A 17,057-nucleotide genomic window follows, 5' to 3' on the forward strand; every position below is an offset into this window, starting at 1 on the left:
TGCTTTGCTCCAGTCTACTCCCGAAACGGATTCAAAAAGCTTTTAGGAATGTCGGATTCAAAACGCAGCAATACTCCGGTGACGGGATGAATAAACGACAATACCTGTGCATGCAGACCAAGGCGCCCAATCGACTTGCTCTTGGAACCGTATTTTTTATCTCCAACAATCGGATGACCGATATCCTCCATATGCACGCGAATTTGATTTTTGCGTCCGGTCTCTAAACGTACTTCCAGCAAAGAAAAATGCCGATTGGCCTGAAGCCGCCTGTAGTGAGTGATTGCATGCTGGCCGTCATTCGGATAAGGACTGGAGTACATTTTCAGCGTCTTGCTTTCTTTCAGCCATGAGGTGATTGTGCCCGCGTCTTTTTTAACCTGTCCTTCTACGAGAGCAATGTATGTTCGTTCATACACAACTTCCTTCCACGCTTGTTGCATTTCCTGCTGTATGGCTTCGCTTTTCGCAAACATCATCACTCCTGATGTATCACGATCCAAACGATGCAGTACAAAAATACGGTTATACGGATGCTCGCGTCGTACGTGGGCTGTAAGCTGGCGATAGGCTGTGACTTCCTGTTCCTGCGCAGAAGCGACAGAAAGTAGCCCAGCATCTTTATGGATAACGATAATAGCTTCGTCCTCATGCAAAATACGCAGCCCGGTTAGCGGCACCACAGGAGCTACCTTTTCCTTGGAGAGCGCGACAGTCTGTCCTTGCTCCAGCGGAAAATTATGCACAGTACGAGGAGTACCGTTGACGGAAACTTGCCCACGCGCCAATGCCGATTTAATGGAATTACGACCCATGCCAGTCACATGCTCAACTAAAAAGCTCAATAGCTCTGCAGGTTCCTGAACGATGTATGTTTTGGCAGGGGATTTATCCAAAGTATGGGTTTTCCGTTGAGCTTCCGGTCTATAGGAGCCAGATTTTCCGGCGGGTTTGTGATTGCGTCTGGAGTGGCTTGTGTTTGAAGTTGATTTTGTATGATTTTTCCTTTGAGGTTTCCGATTATTCATGGGTTCTTTCTCCTTCTTGGAGCCGTATCTCTTCATATTGTGGACCATTTGCGGCACCGTGTTCACTATATCATGAGAAAACAGCGAATGCCATAAGAGACTAAAACCCGATGGACAGACTTCCAGCGGTTGAACATTGCCCTTAACCCCGGTAAACTATAAGGTAACGAAAGAAAAGCCGATATGCGTCGAGGACGCTAGAAATATGAGGAGTTTTGAAACTATGAGTGTACAAGCACCAACATTGGAACGGGCGCAGGACTTGCTGCAAAAATTTTATGGCTATCCCGATTTCCGGGAAGGACAAAAGAAAATTGTGGCCAGTATGCTGGAAGGCAACGATACGCTGGGCATCATGCCGACAGGTGGCGGAAAATCGATATGCTACCAGATTCCCGCGTTGTTGCATGAGGGGCTGACCATTGTTGTGTCACCACTGATCTCGTTAATGAAAGACCAGGTGGATGCGCTGACCACGATGGGGATTGCAGCTGCCTACATTAATAGCACGTTGAGCGGTCGAGAAGTCAATGACCGTATACGCGCCGCACGGAACGGAGATTTGAAGTTGCTGTATGTCGCCCCTGAACGACTGGAACTGGATTGGTTCCGTGATGAGATGGCTCAGTTACCGATTTCCTGCGTTGCGGTAGATGAGGCTCACTGCGTATCCCAGTGGGGTCATGATTTTCGTACCAGCTATCTGGCTGTGGCTCCATTCGTGGACGGGCTATATGAACGTCCAATCGTAGCTGCGTTTACGGCGACGGCTACACCACAGGTTATGGATGACATCGTACGCCTGCTTCGTTTGCGCTCACCGGAAACGTTCGTTACGGGGCTTGGGAGGCCGAATTTGGCGTTCAGTGTGCTGCGAGGGGAGGACAAACGCAGCTTTTTACTGAATTATGCCCGTGAACATGAGGGTGAATCGGGCATTATTTATGCGGCGACACGTAAGGACGTGGATGATTTATATCAACGCCTGCGCGACGCTGGCATGGCAGCCGGACGTTATCATGCAGGAATGACAGATCAGGAACGTGCAGATAGCCAGGAAGGGTTTCTGTACGACGATATCCGTGTCATTGTCGCAACCAATGCCTTCGGTATGGGGATAGATAAATCAAACGTACGCTATGTCATTCATTACAATATGCCTAAAAATATGGAGGCGTACGTACAAGAAGCGGGACGCGCAGGACGTGATGGCGACCCGAGTCAATGTATTTTGCTGTTCGGACCGCAAGATATTGTGACCCAGAAGTTCCTGATTGAGCAAAATCCACAGGATGAAGACCGCAAGCGCAACGACTACCGTAAGCTCCAGCAGATGGTTGACTATTGTTACACGACTCGCTGCCTACGTTCAGCACAGCTGGAGTATTTCGGAGAAGCGGAGGAGCATGAAGCCTGCGGCATATGCAGTTCATGTACTGACGAGCGGGAACTGGTCGATATGACCATAGATGCGCAAAAGATTTTTTCGTGCATTCATCGTATGCGGGAGAGGTATGGGGTTTCCATGGTGGCCTCAGTGTTGAAAGGCTCGCGTAACAAAAAAGTGCTGCAGTATGGTTTTGACAGCCTGCCAACCTATGGCGTGATGGGCAACCGAACGGAGAAAGAAATTGCTGAGATTATCAATGTTCTTGTGTCGGAAGGCTATCTGATGCTGTCCGAGGGGCAGTATCCGGTCGTACGCTTGCAACAGCTTGCTGCTGAAGTGCTGAGAGGTCAGCGAGAAGTCATGCAGCGTGTGGTGCGGCATGCCACTGCTTTAGCAGGGGGAGCGGGATCACGTGGACGAAAGGGACGCGACACCTATCCTGCTGCGGTCAACGAAACTGTGTTTGAGCAATTGCGCTTAATCCGTCGCGATCTGGCCGCTCAGGAGCATGTACCGTCTTATATCATCTTCAATGATGCCACGCTGCGAGAGATGAGCGTAGCGAGTCCGCAATCCGAAGCAGACATGCTGCGGATCAAGGGTGTTGGTGAAGTGAAGTTCCGCAAGTATGGCAAGCCGTTTCTTGATTTCTTTCAAAATCAGGGGAATACCGGCGGAATGGTGAGCGAGGACGAGATTTTTGTAGACGATGTGTACGAGGATTTTGAATAGCTATACTAAGGATATAAAAGTCCGTGCAAATTTATAGAAGGTTGTGACCTATGAAAGTCATTTTATCAACATTAAACGCAAAATATATTCATACCTCACTGGCCATCCGATGCCTCAAAGCCTACAGTGAAAAGGATTTTGATATCGAGCTGGCGGAGTATACAATTAAGGACCCGGTGATGAACATCGTATCTGATCTGTTTCAACGGGGAGCAGATGTCATCGGTTTTTCCTGTTATATTTGGAACATTGAAGAGACGATTAAAGTCATTGATGTGTTGAAAAAGATTATGCCCGAGGTCAAAATTGTTTTGGGTGGCCCGGAGGTATCTTACGATACGGAGCACTGGATGAAGCGCTTGGCGAATGTGGATTTTATTGTTGTTGGTGAGGGAGAGGAAACCTTCCATCAACTGCTGCAGGAACTGGAAGGAGATCGCAAGTTTCATTTTGTATATGGACTGGCTTACCGTAAGGGAGAAGAGGTTATTATCATGCCGGGTCGCCCTAAAGCGGACTTGAACGAGCTGCCGTCTCCATATCGTTTTGCAGAGGATATCCCGGAGCTCGGGAAACGGGTTGTCTATTTTGAAACGAGCCGGGGCTGTCCGTTCAGTTGCCAATTTTGTTTGTCCAGCATTGAGGTCGGGGTGCGTTATTACGATATTGAGCGCACTAAGTCGGATATTCTGTATCTGATTGACAATGGGGCTAAATTGATTAAATTTGTGGACCGAACCTTTAATATTAAACGCGATTATGCGCTGGAAATGTTCAAGTTTTTGATTGAAAATCACCGTGGCTGTGTCTTCCAGTTTGAGATTACGGCAGATATTATGCGTCCCGAGGTGTTGGATTATTTGGCGGAGAATGCACCACCGGGGGTATTTCGCTTTGAGATCGGTGTCCAATCAACGAATGATCCCACCAATGAACTAGTTAAGCGCCGCCAGAACTTTACCAAGCTTTCCCGTACCGTTACAAAGGTCAAGCAAAGCGGTAAAATCGACCAGCATCTGGATCTGATCGCCGGATTGCCATTGGAGGACTACAATACATTTCGTAAAACGTTTAATGACGTTTTTGCGCTTGGTCCAGAAGAGCTTCAGCTTGGCTTCCTCAAAATGCTGCGTGGTACAGGTCTGCGCATTGACGCTGATAAGTATAACTATACCTATATGGATGTTGCGCCGTATGAAATGTTGAGCAATGACGTCCTTTCCTTTGCCGACATTGTGAGGCTCAAACGCTTGGAAGATGTATTGGAGAAATACTGGAACTCTCATCGTATGGACCATACGGTGAGCTACCTGATTGAGCGTGAATTCTCGTCCGCCTTTGATTTCTTTCAGGAATTTGGAGACTACTGGGAAGGACAGGGCTGGCAAAAAATCGGACATCAGCTCGAAGACCTGTTTACGCGTCTCCAGTCCTTTTTGGAATCGCGGGGAACCAAGCGAATGGAAATGGTACTTGGGCTGATGAAGCTTGATTATTTCTTAAACCATAAATATAAGCCGCGTAAAATCTGGTGGGAACATACCCTGGAGAAGGACGATTGGTCCAGCTATATGAAAATGGCCCTTCAGCACCCGGATGCGCTGTTGTCACCTGCGGTGGCAGATGTGGGCGAGGAAAGCACGGGTGAGATGGATGTGGCTAGCCAACAGCCGCAGCCATACCGCGAGATGATCCCAGCCTTTGCTTCCTTGAAGCTGGGTGAAAAGGAACTGCAAAAGCACGCTGTGCTGGATGTCCTGCCGTTCAGTCTGGATCATATCCTGAGTGGTGGTAGCCCATTAACAGCCGAAGGCCGCACACTGTTGCTTGTAGTTTATCAGCAAAACGGACAGCAAAAACCGCTATACTACACCATGCCCATCGGCAAAAATATCGCCGCGATTTAATATAAACACCAGAAGACATCAACTCTTGGAATACCAGGAGTCGATGTCTTCTTTTTTTATAAAATATAGATGACCACTTCAATTTTTTACATTCGGGAAACCTAGTGCTTTACGATTTTTTACAAAACCAATATATGATGAATTTATCATATATGAATATTAAATTTATTGGAGTGTGACCTTGTGAAAAAGCGTTCCATGAAAAAGAGTATCCTTGCGTTGAGTGCTGTGACTGTTTTGACTGTACCCTTATTATCTGCTGATATCCCTAAAGCTTTTGCAGCCGCGGCTCCTACGAAGTCCACTGTCGCAGAGTCCAAGGCACAGAAGGCTGTATCAGCTAAAGCGGATACTCCTAAAAACGTCATTCTTTTTATCGGTGATGGTATGGGAGAAGCCAGTCGTAACGCGATTCGCTTAGCAACGGTTGGAAAATCGGGATTGCTTGAAATGGACAAGATGCCTGTAACAGGCCTGGTTAGCACGAGTTCAGGGGACAACCTGGTTACAGATTCTGCCGCCGCTGCGACTGCCATTGCAACAGGTGTGAAAACGTATAACGGCGCGATCGGAATGGATTTGAATAAAAAACCAGTGACAACCATTATGGAGCTGGCTAAAAAAGCAGGCATGTCTACAGGAGTAGTGACGACAAGCCAAGTGACAGATGCGACGGGCGCTGCCTTTGGTGCGCATGTTGAGAAGCGCTCCGCTCAAAGCGAGATTGCCAAGCAGTATATTGAGAAAAGCAAGCTGGATGTGATTCTGGGCGGGGGTGAGGATTTCTGGTACCCTGCAGGAACAGCAGGCAAACATCCAGATGCACCGGCAGAAGATCCTGAGGAAGCTAGTAAGGGAACTCAAGGAAATTTGGTGGAACAAGCGAAGAAGTTGGGCTATAGCTATGTGACAGACCAGGCTGAAATGAAAGCAGCCAAAGGCTCTAAATTACTAGGGCTGTTCGCCAATGAAGAAATGTTCCAAGCTCACAACAAACTAGGCAATTCTTACAACCCAACGGTTTCTTTACCGGATATGACAGCGAAAGCGATTGATGTTCTATCCAAAAACAAAAAAGGCTTTTTCCTGATGGTAGAGGAAGAAGGAACGGATGAGATGGCGCACGACAATGAAGGTGAATTAACCATTAAAGCCGGGCAGCAGCTGGATAAGGCTGTTAAAGTAGCTAAAGACTATGCCAAAGTGCATCCAGATACTTTGGTGTTAGTGACGGCAGACCATGAGACAGGCGGTTTGGCCATTGAAGGCGAAGATGCAGAGGATGAATCCGGTGAAGGTGTTTCCAAAGAAGACGGTCCTTTTACCGTAAAAGGCTCTGATGAGAAGTTTTATATCGACTGGACCACCGGAGGGCATACATCCGTTGATGTAGCGCTAACTGCAATGGGTCCGGGTTCCTCCCAATTTAGCGGGAATTACCCGAATACGGCCATTCATGACAAGCTGGCTAAGCTGCTTCAATTTAAAAAATAGCCTAGGGTGAGAGGGCTTATTCATCGCAGTATGAACCCTTAATTAATCCATTAATTTAGAAATTCGAGTAACAAAGACATGTAATTACGTAATAAAATCGGTTATAATAAGGTAAGAATAAATAAGGAGCCGTGCGCTAACACGACTCCACCATACAATAACTGCATAAAGAGCAGTCGGCCGCGTAAGATATGGTCGAGAATAGACCGTTTACCTTTGGTCAGGGCGGTCTATTTCTTTTTCATGTAGGTAAGTAACGCCAAAATGAACATGCCAAACATGATCATTAAGGAGATAGTATCTTTGACCTCCATGGGCATCACCTCCCTTCTGGGAGACTAGCCGACCGCCCTTTATAGCCGCATATTGTATTAGAAAAGTATACCATAAATAAGGAATAATCAAAGTGATAAAATACTTAAAAACGTCTTTTTGACTTTGGTGAGCTTTATCTCAGACTAATCCTCCGTTGTTTTCTTCCCCCACACAAATTTCATTATAAAAAATATAATTGTCAGCATGATGAGAAGCAGTGCCACCTGCAAGCCATAACGATGAATCAATTCTCCTGCTGCTTGTACATGATCGCCAAAGAGACGTCCGAGCAAAAAGAGGATCAGCGTCCAAATCAAGCCCGTTGAATAAGAGAATAGAGCGTAGCGCTTAAAACTCATTTTATTGATCCCCACAATATAAGGGACAATGTGGCGAACGATCGGTAGCAAGTAGCTGATGCATATCGTGAAGTTTCCATACTTATGTACTAAATTTTCTGAAAAAGTAATGTACTTGTCCATTTTCTTCTTTCGGCGCAAACGATCCAAAATGGGTGTACCCAAGCTTCTCCCCAACACATAACCTAAGGATAGGCCTGATACAACCCCGAGATATACAATTAAAAAAGCAGGTAACGGATGAAGTATCCCCATGCTTGTTACGGCCCCGCCAGTCATCACTATAACTTCGTCTGGAATGGGCAGTCCCACAATTCCGAGCCATAGAGAGAAGAATAATGCTGCATAGCCATATTGTTCGATAATGGAAATCAAATATTCAACATCCATCCCCATACTCCTTTCTTAAGCTTTCTTTCGGCATACATACACGAATGCGGGTGGAACATTCATAGGTACAAACTTGATTTCTTCAATATCAAACCATTCACCTAACTGCTGTTTCATCTGTTTAGAGTATTGAAAGGCGACAAACATCCCTCCATCCCTGAGTGACCGATGAATTTGTTCTACGATTTGATCTCGCATCGCTTGTGGAAAGTTGAAGAATGGCAGCCCGCTGATTATACAGTCAAGCTGTTCAATTTGAGCATTTTTCATAGCAAGCTGAAGCTCACGCGAGTCGGAATAGCACAGATAATTCGGGAATCTTCTTTTTAAACTCTGCTGCATGGTCGGGTCCTTCTCAAAGAGCAAAACCTTAGGTTGAATTTTTGTTGTAGACGGGATGTATTGGGTAATTGCGCCTGTTCCAGCCCCAAGCTCAGCCACGGCATGAACATCACTCCATGGAATGGATTCTATCATATTTTTAGCTAAAAATCTGGAACTGGGTGTTACGCTACCCACATATGCAGGCGAGTACAAAAATTTGAATAGGAACATAAGTCTCTCGTGAACTAAATGACTAATACGGATCATACTTCTTTCCCCTACCTTCAATTTTCAAAATGCGTTCATTTATTCTCTGCTAAGAGTAACAAATTATCCCTTTACTTGCTCCTGTCTGGAGTAGGGCTCGGTTCCCCGTCCTGCGGAGGGGATTTTCCTTGACTATAGTCTAGGAAGAAAGAAAAGGAGTGCAGTATGGGACAGTCCGAATTCATTCAGTTATCATTCAGCATTCTCTCAGGCTGCCTTCAGTTTTACAACCGATGAAAGAGAGGTGAGCAGCTAAAAACATTATGTACACTGAGAGGGGATCTACTTTGTCATTATCCATCAACAGGCATCTCATCACGACTTCGACTTCCTACGATAACTCGAATACGCTGAAGTCAAATGAGAATGGACTAAATAACGCGGGGCATACCACACACAAGAAATCCAGCGATTCACTCGAATTAAGTACGGAATTTATGGAATACGCCGGAGGTATGCAGGCTCCGCTTCCTACGGAAAACTACAGTTATGGCTACAAATACGACCAGAATACTGTGGCGCTGACTATGGACGAACAGAAAGCGTTATTGTCAGATTTACAAAGTTACTTGACGTCTTCAAGTGCTTTATCTGAAACGAATGAAATCAATAACAGTACAAACAATCCTTTGGCTACAGTCAGCGACTTGTTATCCGGGGTGGATCTTTCGACAGCAACAGATGAGGAAGTATCAGATTTATTCGATAAAGTAGCTGAAACGATCCAGAATAACCGCCCTACACCGCCGCCTGAAGGTGACTCATTCCGACCTGAGGTTGATAGCAGCGGTCTGCCTCCAATGATGCAGGCGATGGGTGGAATTATGCCCCCATTTGCATGGAATATTCAGGAGATTACTCATCAAGAGGATAACACCACTACATCTGAAGAAGAGCATACCGTAGATGAAAAAAGATCCTTACTGAATGATTTGCAAAACGTCCTGAGTTCCGATCTTCTATCTGGCTCCATATCTTCAGAAACAGATGAGCAAACAGACCTGATTTCTGCATTAAAAAACGCTTGGGGAAACACAGATGAATCGAATGCGACAGATGAAGAAGTATCAGTTTTATTCGATAAAATCGCTAAGATTTTTGAACAATCTGTATCGTCTTCGTCATAATCTTTAGAGCGCAATAGCATACCTTAAAAATGCTTAGCCCACACTTGTAACTCAAACTTAGCTTTTAAAAAGGAGAATCCTTCTGTGAATATTTCAGCCACATCTAGTAGCTCTATATCTATTGCCAATACTTCAACTTCATCTTCATCTAGTACCAACGATACAGCCAGTTTGGAAAAGCAAAAAGCCCAGCTTGAAGCAGAGTACAATAAGGTCCAGCAAAGCAAAGATAATAAGGATACAAAAGAAACGAAAATGAAGCAGCTTCAGCAGCAAATTAAGCAAATTGAAGCTCAGATTGCACAGCAAAGTTCTCAATCCAGCAGCACGTCCACACCAAAAATGGAAAGGTCCGCTCCAAGTAATATGGAAATGACTCGTACCAGCAGCTCGAATGGCAGTGATATTACTGGGGTTGGAAAATCACTGGATATTTCTATTTAGTCATCCTATCTCTTCTCCTGTAAGCCAGACGATGGATACAAAAGACAGCAGGCTCTCTGTTACATAGGGAGCCTGCTTTCGCGTTTTATAGTAGTTCAAAATGAATCATGTGACTAAACCTAAAAAAGTATTACAATAAATAACAGTGGGCAGATGGAAGGCTTTTGACTTTAGTATTTAATAGATTGTTATACATTCTAATTGGAGGATTTAAGCCATGACATTGGAACCTCAATGGAGTCGAAGTAGTAGGGATGAAGCTCGTTTCGTCAGAAACAAGTTGATTGAGTTTAATGCAAAACACGTCCCGGCAGATATTCAAACCCAATATGAAGAAATTAATCTTACGCTCAAAAAAGGAGACGGTCAGGTCATCGGCGGTCTTCTAAGTGTACTTTGTTGGAACTGGGTGGAGGTTGATATTTTGTGGGTAGATCAGGGCCATAGAGGAAGGGGCTACGGTTCGCAATTACTTAGTGAAATTGAACAAATCGCTAGAGATAAAGGATGTACTTTGATACAACTGAATACCTTTTCTTTTCAAGCACCTGAATTCTATGAAAAGCAGGGGTATGAAGTAGTCGGTGTCATTGATGAGGCTCCTAGAGGCTTTAAACATTATTATTATAAGAAAAATATCTACTGAGGACTTCATAAATGCGCGTACAGATCAAGGAAGTAAATCAAGATGAAAAGATTATCATTCGTAATATTGGCGAGGAAAAGATATACGGCTACTGGACATATTTTCGGCATGAACTGACCTCGGGATATGCGTATGTTGTTCCGTATGAACAAAGCTTGGAAAAGTTAATTCCCGGCTGTGTCATTTCGGTCGAGACTTCTCCATCCAGTATAGAAGGGTTCAGAAGACTGAGGCCTACGGAAAAGACAGGCATTGTTCAACCTCAACCAAAGCTAGGTGACTATTGGATTCAAGGGATGATACAACAAGTGATACAAGGCGAAGCAGGCGGGATAGACTGTCTGGAGATTGTTGTAGGAGAGGCTACGTTTGTTTTGGATTCTGACGAATTGAATGGTGATATCCACGTTAAAGCGGGTGACGGTGTCGCCTTTGAAATCATAGGTCTACAGTTGTTTGACGAGGGACTGTAATCGTTCTATGGTGAATACCATATTCAACCAAGATATGTCGGTGAGAAAGTTAAAAGCTAGATCATAGAGAATGGAATAAAGAAAGGTATGATCGGATTGAGTACAGAAGTGACACACAAAATATATACCATGTGCATGATTCAAGATGGAAACAAGGTATTGCTAATGAACAGACCCAATCGAAAGGGGTTTCCGGGTTATATTGCTCCAGGAGGAAAAGTAGAGTTCCCAGAGAGCATTGTGAATGGAGCCATTCGCGAAGTAAAAGAGGAAACAGGCTTAACGGTTACGGAAATTGTTTTTAAAGGAATCGACGAATATTGTGATCCAAACCAAGGGCTGAGATATATGGTCTTTAATTATTTGGCTACAGCAACGGAAGGTGAGCTATTAAAAAATCCTCCTGAGGGAGAACTACTGTGGGTAGATATGAAGGAAGCACTGAATTTGCCGATGCAGGATTGGTTTAAGCGGAGGTTCCCATTGTTTTTCGAGCCAGGGACGTTTGAGGTTAGCTCCGTGTGGCTGGCGGATACGGATGAAACATTGGAAGCAACGATGAAGAACTATGGGGTGTAGAGATGACGAGACCATTAGTAGATACATGGAGTGCTTAATGAGGGGGCGGTGAGTAGGATGCAGGCCATCAGATTGGTTGAGCCGGATCGGCGCTGGAAGGATGCTTATCTTTCATTTTATGAGGAATGGAAAAAGAGCCAGGAGCATATGGTGCCTTGGGTGATTTCTATAGAACCGTATGATTTTGAAGGTATGCTGACGTTTTTAAGTCAACAGAAAAACGGAATTGGCTTGTCTAAAGGCTGGGTTAAAAGTTCGACATACTGGCTGATGGATGCAGATGACCAGGTCGTCGGAGCAGTGAATATCCGTCATGATCTTAATGAGCATCTATTAAACGCTGGCGGTCATATCGGTTATGGTATCCGTCCTTCTGCACGAGGGAACAGGTACGCTGTGACTATGCTGGCCTTAGCATTGGGCAAAGCAAAAGAGTTGGGTATTTCCAAAGCCCTCGTCGTATGCGACTCCGATAATATCAGTTCCAAAAGAACGATTCTGCGAAACGGCGGAATACCGGACAAGGATTACATAGAGGAAGATGGAAACCGTGTAAACCGGTTTTGGATCGAGCTGTAAGTGAGGGAGGGGAACGCAAAAGCTCATGAAAATATGGCCAGAATATGCGAAAAATATCATTGTCGGTGTCATGTTTCAGGGACAATGGAATTGGTATGTGACGGAAAGAGAGTATTGGTTTTTGAATACCGAGATGGAGGAACGGTTTGGCATCGCTATTTTGGATGAGACCACAGCCGGAGCATTTTTGGAACACATCTGTGAATATAAGGTGGCTGCGGGAGAACTCACTACAATGCTCCAAATGCTAGATGAAGCAATCCAGCATAAGGATGAAGTGTTGGAATTCTGTCCTGCTTTGTATGTTGATTTTGACCAGAAAGTTCTCTACTCTCTATTTCCGGAGCCAGCTTCTTTCGAACACTATGTCCCGGTGGGGTGGAAAGGGGAATATCAGAACTTTTTGGAAGAGGTCCCTCCTGCTGAACGATATTGGATGATCCACGGAAGTGACTTTTTCAAAAAATACACCTGAAAAGATAAAGGAGGAAATGAACATATGAATTCTTCCATGCATGAATTTAAGATCATATCCAAGCACAGAATGTACGATCAATACTTGGTTAAGCTGCGGGCATGCATTCAGCTTTTGGATGAAACCATGTTATGGGGCACTGGTGAAGCGGAACAGAACAGTATTGGAGGAATTGTCCATCATATAATGGTGCATGTGCGTAGAAATGCAGTCAAACTCATGGATCCGACGATTACATACAAGCAAGGTATGGAGGATAGCTTCAAGCCTTCAGTGCAAAACAAAGAACAGCTTATGGAGGAAGTTGAAGATGCTTTTTCTTCCTTCTGTGCAGCATTGGACAACACAGGCGATATAAATATGTATGACGTTTACCATGTGGTGGAGCATACGGCTTATCATCTGGGTCAGATCATAGATCGAGTTCAGAGGCTGGCAAGTCACCGTTTTCAATTTGTACAGACTGGGCTGAATGAAAAAGCATTGCGTGCAATAGTGCAGCAATCCCTGCCTAATCCACAAGGTTAACGAAAGCAGTAGCCAAATAACTGTATAAACGTAGTTCCAAAGTCACTAATACCTCTGTCACAGATATGTTTTTATTTCTTAATTGATATTGATAATTATTATCACTTATAATAGAAGCAGACATAATACGCTATGATAGGGAGAGTTGCAGAGTGACAGAGTCCTTGGAATTATATGATGTAACGATCATCGGCGGCGGTCCTGCCGGTATGTATACTGCGTTTTACAGTGGCATGAGAGATATGAAAACCAAGCTGATCGAAGCCAAGCATGAGCTAGGCGGACGGATGCGTATATACCCGGAGAAGATGATATGGGATGTTGGCGGGGTAACCCCGATTTTATGTGAAAAGCTGATTGACCAGTTGGAGCAGCAGGCACGGACGTTCGAGCCTACCATTGTATTGGGACAACAGATTACAGGTTTGGAGCGGCAAGAAGATGGTACGTTCCTGCTGACTTCTGCCACAGGGGAACAGCATTGGACGCGTACGATCGTTCTGGCTGTAGGTTATGGTATTCTCAAAATGGCTAAACTGGAGATTGAAGGTGCTGACCGTTACGAGGTTACAAACCTGCATTATACCGTACAAGAGCTGGAGCCGTTCCGGGACAAGCATGTCCTGATTTCCGGTGGAGGCAACTCAGCGGTAGATTGGGCGAATGAGCTGGAATCTATTGCGGCGAGTGTGACAGTTGTACATCGTCGGGATCATTTTGGCGGACATGAGAAAAATGTAGCCCGTATGAAATCCTCTTCGGTCCGTGTTCTCACACCTTATGCGGTAAGTCAGTTACATAGCAACAACGGAGAAACGATTGAGCAGGTGACGATCAATCATGTAGATACGGGCGAAATAGAGATGCTGAATGTTGATGCAGTTATCGTAAATCATGGCCTAAAATCCGATTTCGGCCCCCTGCGAGATTGGGGACTGGATATGGGAGAGTGGCATGCCCGCGTGAGCGACAAGCTGGAAACGAATCTACCGGGGATTTTTGCTGCAGGTGATTTTGTCGAGTACGGAAGCAAGCTGTATCTGATTGCAGGTACGTTCACAGATGCTGCTCTTGCCCTCAACAGCGCCAAGTTGTACATTGATCCGACAGCTGATAAAGCCGCATATGTATCTTCTCACAACAGCCGCTTCAAGGAAAAAAACCGCGAGCTTGGTGTCGTGGAATAAAATAAGGGAATCAGTTTAATAAAGAACTTCCGTTAACTACAGCTGATGTGGTTAAGGGGGTTCTTTTTTTTTGCATAGTTATGGACTTGTCGACCTAAGGTTGGATACCATACACATATAGAATAAAATGGAGATAGCCTGTCCTTTTCAGGGATTAGATAATAGATTTGGAGTAGAAAAGATTAGGAGTGTGGAAAAATGAGCTTACAAGAGGTGCTTGAACGCCAAGCGATTGATCTACCTGACGATACGCTGGAAGCTTTACTAATCCATAGCAAGAAGCAGGAAGGGCGGAAGGTTCAGCTACGATTGCTAAGTGAACAGGAGCTTGCCGAGAGTATCGAGTGGATGACGCAGATCGAGGTGTTCAAGCATATCGTCCCGCTATGGACCGATGATCATTCTAATTATGTAGGTCTATATGTAGAGGGACCACTAGCATATAAATTATGTTACATCAATCACGAGGAAACAGATTTGTCACCGATGTACCGAAGTACAGCTTCGCTGATTGCAGAGTTGGAGCAAAACCCAGAGCTGGATTGGGAACAGATGCGTAAGGATTACCCGTCTGACAACGACATAAGCACCGAACAACTAGCAGAAGATATTCGCTGTATGCATGAAATGCAGGCTATACTGGAAAAGGATTCATCAATGGAGGATGATGTGAGGTGCCAGCTTCTTTACAGCTTAATGGCGATTACACCTGTCAGTGAGGTGGATTCATTGCTTCCCTATGTGGATGATGAAGATATGTATGTACAGGAACGTGCATGTATTCTTTTGGGATATCATGGGTATGAACCCGCGACCGAATTGTTAAAAGAAGTAGTGAAGCATGGTAGCCCGAATGGGAAGCTGGCAGCCCGTAAGGCGCTCTCGATGATTCGCGCTAAGCAAATGGACAAGCATATAAAAAAATAAACCAACCTCACATAGCAAATATGGACGGGATGGAAAGGTGACTTATGAAGAGACGAACAGAGCAGCAGGAAGCGATGATGGAAGATATTATTCAAAAGGCAGAGCCGTATGTACAGCAGCAGTTGGAGCATGACCACAGTGGTCATGATTGGTGGCATATTGACCGGGTGAGGAAGCTGTCTGTTGAAATTGCTGCAAAAGAAGGTGCAGATCCGTTCGTGTGCGAGCTGTCAGCACTGCTGCATGATGTAGCGGATGAAAAATTAAATGAATCCAAACAAGCGGGGCTGGATAAAGTTGAGCAGTGGCTGCATCTGCATGTAAACGATGCGGATGTGATCACACACGTGATGACCATTATTGCTACAATGTCCTACAATGGTGGACAAAATCCGCCTATGGAAACGCTGGAAGGTCAGGTTGTACAGGATGCAGATCGGTTGGATGCTCTGGGAGCGATTGGGATTGCAAGAACCTTTATGTATGCAGGCTCAAAAGGCAGTATCATGCACGATCCGGATCAAGACTATTCACAATATGATTATCGCGCCGCAGGTAAAAGTGCCATATATCATTTTTACGAAAAGCTGCTCAAGCTCAAGGATTTAATGAATACCCCTTATGCCCGAGAACTGGCGGAGGTTCGGCATCAATGGATGGAAATGTATTTGGAGCAGTTTTATAAAGAATGGAATGTGAATGATATCCAACAAAACAGGGAAGGCTGATGCTTCCTAATTGCAATGATTCCAGGGGAAGCTAGCCCTCTTTTTAATAAATATTAGAAAAAATATTGCAATACGCCGATTTCTCTCCTACTATTGATAATAGTTATCAATGATAATGATAATTATTATCTGTAAATTCAAGTAGATAGAGGGGAGTCTTTCAGATTATGAAGAAGTTTGCAATATGGATGTGTACCTTATTATCGGCAAGTTTGCTGTTGACGGCATGTGGTGGAAAGGTGCAGGAGGTAGATAACTCAGCTCAAAAGAATACCAATGCATCGACACAAACGTCTGTTTCTGACGTAGAAAGTGCCAAGACGATTACATATCTAGATAAGACTTATAAGCTGGCCAAGACGGATCATATTATTATAGCTAGTCTGGAAGCGATGGAAGATGCAGCTGTCCTGGGAGTGAAACCAACTGGGGCGGTTACTTCGGGCGGAAAATTTCCTGAGTTCATGGAAAAAGCGATGGAAGGAGCCGCAGACGTTGGTGACCGAATGCAGCCTAGCGCTGAAACGATCCTGAAACTGAAGGCAGATGTGATTCTTGGAAGTTCTAAATTTCGGCCTGCGGTGGCAGAACAGCTAGGGAAGGTCGCTCCATTGGTTCCAGTATCCCATATTTCAACAAACTGGGAAGCGAATCTATTAATGTTGGGACAGCTTACAGGCAAAGAGGCAAAGGCGAAGGAGATCCTGGACAAGTACAAGCAAGATGCGGAGGCGGCCCAACAGAAGCTCAAACCAATATGGGGAAATAAAAAGGTAATCATGGTACGGATTCGTACAGGCAATCTGTATGTATACCCTGCGGATGTATATTTCAATCCTTCGCTGTATGCTGATCTAGGAGCTAAGGTACCGGAAGAGTTAAATACAGTTAAAGCACAAGAGGCGGTTTCTCTGGAGAAATTGGCTGATATGAACCCCGATTATCTGTTCGTGCAATTCTCCGAAGGAGAGAACAAGGACCAGCCGCAGGCATTGGCAGATTTGGAGAAGAATCCGATTTGGAGCAGCATCAATGCCGTCAAGAATGGGAAAACCTTCGTCAACATTGTAGATCCCAATGCTCAAGGTGGTACTTCATGGAGCAAACTTGCCTTTTTGGAAGCGGTTATGAACCGACTTTCGCAGTAAAGGTAGGAAC

General features: G+C 44.9%; 19 protein-coding genes. 15 read left to right on the forward strand and 4 right to left on the reverse strand.

The features are described 5' to 3' along the window. Positions 1 to 14: 14 nt before the first annotated feature. Positions 15 to 1,028 carry an RluA family pseudouridine synthase gene (locus tag ACUC6J_RS06860; RefSeq protein WP_447249970.1) on the reverse strand — a complete coding sequence of 338 codons (1,014 nt, stop codon included), beginning with the start codon at positions 1,026 to 1,028 and terminating at the stop codon, positions 15 to 17. A gap of 223 nt (positions 1,029 to 1,251) precedes the next feature. Between ACUC6J_RS06860 and recQ the strand changes: the two genes are divergently transcribed. The 3 genes from recQ (at position 1,252) to ACUC6J_RS06875 (ending at position 6,551) form a co-directional block, all read left to right on the forward strand. Continuing rightward, positions 1,252 to 3,150, forward strand: coding sequence for a DNA helicase RecQ (recQ, locus tag ACUC6J_RS06865; RefSeq protein WP_447249971.1), 1,899 nt, complete (start codon positions 1,252 to 1,254; stop codon positions 3,148 to 3,150). 50 nt (positions 3,151 to 3,200) lie between these two features. Further along, positions 3,201 to 5,057 carry a B12-binding domain-containing radical SAM protein gene (locus ACUC6J_RS06870; RefSeq protein ID WP_016820634.1) on the forward strand — a complete coding sequence of 619 codons (1,857 nt, stop codon included), beginning with the start codon at positions 3,201 to 3,203 and terminating at the stop codon, positions 5,055 to 5,057. Between the two features lie 183 nt (positions 5,058 to 5,240). Further along, complete coding sequence (locus tag ACUC6J_RS06875; RefSeq protein ID WP_447249972.1) at positions 5,241 to 6,551, forward strand: alkaline phosphatase; 1,311 nt, start codon at positions 5,241 to 5,243, stop codon at positions 6,549 to 6,551. A 230-nt stretch (positions 6,552 to 6,781) separates the two neighbouring features. Here ACUC6J_RS06875 and ACUC6J_RS06880 read toward each other — a convergent pair whose 3' ends face one another. The 3 genes from ACUC6J_RS06880 to ACUC6J_RS06890 all read right to left on the reverse strand — a co-directional run bounded on the left by ACUC6J_RS06880 (position 6,782) and on the right by ACUC6J_RS06890 (position 8,206). Beyond that, entirely contained in the window at positions 6,782 to 6,871 is a 90-nt protein-coding gene (locus ACUC6J_RS06880) for a putative holin-like toxin (protein WP_306294947.1), read from the reverse strand. Between the two features lie 138 nt (positions 6,872 to 7,009). Further along, the gene (locus ACUC6J_RS06885) at positions 7,010 to 7,615 is read right to left on the reverse strand and encodes a DedA family protein (protein WP_447249973.1); all 606 of its coding nucleotides are present in this window, start codon (positions 7,613 to 7,615) and stop codon (positions 7,010 to 7,012) included. Positions 7,616 to 7,630: 15 nt separating this feature from the next. Next, a complete protein-coding gene (locus tag ACUC6J_RS06890) occupies positions 7,631 to 8,206 on the reverse strand; it encodes a class I SAM-dependent methyltransferase (RefSeq protein ID WP_016820631.1) in 576 nt (191 codons plus the stop codon). 287 nt (positions 8,207 to 8,493) lie between these two features. On the opposite strand from ACUC6J_RS06890, the gene ACUC6J_RS06895 reads away from it, so the two are divergent. The 12 genes from ACUC6J_RS06895 to ACUC6J_RS06950 all read left to right on the forward strand — a co-directional run bounded on the left by ACUC6J_RS06895 (position 8,494) and on the right by ACUC6J_RS06950 (position 17,047). After that, positions 8,494 to 9,333: a hypothetical protein gene (locus ACUC6J_RS06895; RefSeq protein ID WP_447249974.1), complete on the forward strand. Its 840-nt coding sequence runs from the start codon at positions 8,494 to 8,496 to the stop codon at positions 9,331 to 9,333. Positions 9,334 to 9,417: 84 nt separating this feature from the next. Then, the gene (locus ACUC6J_RS06900; RefSeq protein WP_016820629.1) at positions 9,418 to 9,777 is read left to right on the forward strand and encodes a FlxA-like family protein; all 360 of its coding nucleotides are present in this window, start codon (positions 9,418 to 9,420) and stop codon (positions 9,775 to 9,777) included. Between the two features lie 217 nt (positions 9,778 to 9,994). After that, positions 9,995 to 10,423, forward strand: a complete 429-nt coding sequence (locus ACUC6J_RS06905) for a GNAT family N-acetyltransferase (protein WP_019686613.1) — start codon at positions 9,995 to 9,997, stop codon at positions 10,421 to 10,423. An 11-nt stretch (positions 10,424 to 10,434) separates the two neighbouring features. Further along, the gene (locus ACUC6J_RS06910; RefSeq protein WP_044785840.1) at positions 10,435 to 10,896 is read left to right on the forward strand and encodes a hypothetical protein; all 462 of its coding nucleotides are present in this window, start codon (positions 10,435 to 10,437) and stop codon (positions 10,894 to 10,896) included. Between the two features lie 87 nt (positions 10,897 to 10,983). After that, the gene (locus ACUC6J_RS06915; protein WP_447249975.1) at positions 10,984 to 11,475 is read left to right on the forward strand and encodes an NUDIX domain-containing protein; all 492 of its coding nucleotides are present in this window, start codon (positions 10,984 to 10,986) and stop codon (positions 11,473 to 11,475) included. 57 nt (positions 11,476 to 11,532) lie between these two features. After that, positions 11,533 to 12,054, forward strand: coding sequence for a GNAT family N-acetyltransferase (locus ACUC6J_RS06920; RefSeq protein WP_447249976.1), 522 nt, complete (start codon positions 11,533 to 11,535; stop codon positions 12,052 to 12,054). Between the two features lie 25 nt (positions 12,055 to 12,079). Beyond that, positions 12,080 to 12,529: a hypothetical protein gene (locus ACUC6J_RS06925; protein ID WP_016820624.1), complete on the forward strand. Its 450-nt coding sequence runs from the start codon at positions 12,080 to 12,082 to the stop codon at positions 12,527 to 12,529. 24 nt (positions 12,530 to 12,553) lie between these two features. Beyond that, on the forward strand, positions 12,554 to 13,057 hold the full coding sequence (locus ACUC6J_RS06930; protein ID WP_045244003.1) for a DUF1572 family protein: 504 nt from the start codon (positions 12,554 to 12,556) through the stop codon (positions 13,055 to 13,057). A 152-nt stretch (positions 13,058 to 13,209) separates the two neighbouring features. Next, positions 13,210 to 14,244 (forward strand): NAD(P)/FAD-dependent oxidoreductase, encoded by a 1,035-nt coding sequence (locus ACUC6J_RS06935; RefSeq protein WP_017426596.1) that lies wholly within the window; start codon positions 13,210 to 13,212, stop codon positions 14,242 to 14,244. A 198-nt stretch (positions 14,245 to 14,442) separates the two neighbouring features. Continuing rightward, positions 14,443 to 15,171: a HEAT repeat domain-containing protein gene (locus ACUC6J_RS06940; RefSeq protein ID WP_447249977.1), complete on the forward strand. Its 729-nt coding sequence runs from the start codon at positions 14,443 to 14,445 to the stop codon at positions 15,169 to 15,171. Positions 15,172 to 15,215: 44 nt separating this feature from the next. Further along, entirely contained in the window at positions 15,216 to 15,899 is a 684-nt protein-coding gene (locus ACUC6J_RS06945) for an HD domain-containing protein (protein WP_017426598.1), read from the forward strand. A gap of 167 nt (positions 15,900 to 16,066) precedes the next feature. Next, positions 16,067 to 17,047, forward strand: coding sequence for an ABC transporter substrate-binding protein (locus tag ACUC6J_RS06950; protein WP_447249978.1), 981 nt, complete (start codon positions 16,067 to 16,069; stop codon positions 17,045 to 17,047). Positions 17,048 to 17,057: the final 10 nt, after the last annotated feature.

The sequence above is a fragment of the Paenibacillus sp. JJ1683 genome, from assembly GCF_053006485.1.

Bases quoted from the DNA above. Each gene is read 5' to 3' on its own strand.
- ACUC6J_RS06860 (WP_447249970.1), bottom strand. From the start codon at position 1,028: ATGAATAATCGGAAACCTCAAAGGAAAAATCATACAAAATCAACTTCA.
- recQ (WP_447249971.1), top strand. From the start codon at position 1,252: ATGAGTGTACAAGCACCAACATTGGAACGGGCGCAGGACTTGCTGCAA.
- ACUC6J_RS06870 (WP_016820634.1), top strand. From the start codon at position 3,201: ATGAAAGTCATTTTATCAACATTAAACGCAAAATATATTCATACCTCA.
- ACUC6J_RS06880 (WP_306294947.1), bottom strand. From the start codon at position 6,871: ATGCCCATGGAGGTCAAAGATACTATCTCCTTAATGATCATGTTTGGC.
- ACUC6J_RS06885 (WP_447249973.1), bottom strand. From the start codon at position 7,615: ATGGATGTTGAATATTTGATTTCCATTATCGAACAATATGGCTATGCA.
- ACUC6J_RS06890 (WP_016820631.1), bottom strand. From the start codon at position 8,206: ATGATCCGTATTAGTCATTTAGTTCACGAGAGACTTATGTTCCTATTC.
- ACUC6J_RS06905 (WP_019686613.1), top strand. From the start codon at position 9,995: ATGACATTGGAACCTCAATGGAGTCGAAGTAGTAGGGATGAAGCTCGT.
- ACUC6J_RS06910 (WP_044785840.1), top strand. From the start codon at position 10,435: ATGCGCGTACAGATCAAGGAAGTAAATCAAGATGAAAAGATTATCATT.
- ACUC6J_RS06915 (WP_447249975.1), top strand. From the start codon at position 10,984: ATGATCGGATTGAGTACAGAAGTGACACACAAAATATATACCATGTGC.
- ACUC6J_RS06920 (WP_447249976.1), top strand. From the start codon at position 11,533: ATGCAGGCCATCAGATTGGTTGAGCCGGATCGGCGCTGGAAGGATGCT.
- ACUC6J_RS06925 (WP_016820624.1), top strand. From the start codon at position 12,080: ATGAAAATATGGCCAGAATATGCGAAAAATATCATTGTCGGTGTCATG.
- ACUC6J_RS06930 (WP_045244003.1), top strand. From the start codon at position 12,554: ATGAATTCTTCCATGCATGAATTTAAGATCATATCCAAGCACAGAATG.
- ACUC6J_RS06940 (WP_447249977.1), top strand. From the start codon at position 14,443: ATGAGCTTACAAGAGGTGCTTGAACGCCAAGCGATTGATCTACCTGAC.
- ACUC6J_RS06945 (WP_017426598.1), top strand. From the start codon at position 15,216: ATGAAGAGACGAACAGAGCAGCAGGAAGCGATGATGGAAGATATTATT.
- ACUC6J_RS06950 (WP_447249978.1), top strand. From the start codon at position 16,067: ATGAAGAAGTTTGCAATATGGATGTGTACCTTATTATCGGCAAGTTTG.